The sequence below is a fragment of the Staphylococcus sp. GDX8P80P genome, assembly GCF_017893095.1.
In the GTDB taxonomy this organism is placed as follows: domain Bacteria; phylum Bacillota; class Bacilli; order Staphylococcales; family Staphylococcaceae; genus Staphylococcus; species Staphylococcus borealis.
On sequence record NZ_JAESMI010000094.1, the window covers coordinates 1 to 558 of the forward strand.

The 558-nt window shown below is 33.7% G+C and carries 1 protein-coding gene and 1 pseudogene; one reads left to right on the top strand and one right to left on the bottom strand.

The window, feature by feature from the left end; all coding sequences use genetic code 11:
* A pseudogene (locus tag KA858_RS13105) lies at window positions 1-368 on the top strand (hypothetical protein); the annotation flags it as partial.
* 43 nt (window positions 369-411) lie between these two features.
* Here the strand turns inward: KA858_RS13105 and KA858_RS08805 are convergent.
* Window positions 412-558 (bottom strand): low molecular weight phosphatase family protein (locus KA858_RS08805; protein ID WP_481906471.1); only part of this gene is annotated, 147 nt, incomplete at its 5' end.

Genomic DNA, 558 nt, shown 5'->3' on the forward strand with positions numbered 1-558 from the left:
CAAAGAAAAATTGATGTGGAACCTGTTTTTGGATTTATGAAGGCTATTTTGGGTTTTACTCGGATGTTTGTTCGAGGGATAGATAAAGCTAAAAGAGAACTAGGATTTGGGAGTGGGACAGAATTCTTTTAAATTCGTCGTCCCACCCCTGCAAAGGTGACTAGAACTGAGAAAAGCTTGATTTAAGCGCCTTCTCAGTTCAGTCAACTACTGCGAATTTGCTAAATAGTATTATTATATTATTTATGTCCCAGACTCTTAATATAAGAAAAGTAACAGCTCAACGAGCTGAAAATAATCAAAAAAATTATAAAAAAGACAATTTCTTGTCAGTTTTGGAGTTATATGGCACAAATTTTGTTCTTTAAATGGCAAAACACCTCTTATTAACTAAATAAGAGGTGTTTATGATTATCTCAATTTAAACTTTTCTATAGCTAATTTAAACTCGTCTCTAACACGTTGGAATTCTGACCATTCTTTACCTGCTGGATCATCAAAACCCCAATGCTCTTTTTTAACGTTTGGTGGTAAAATAGGACAATTATCGTCTGCATC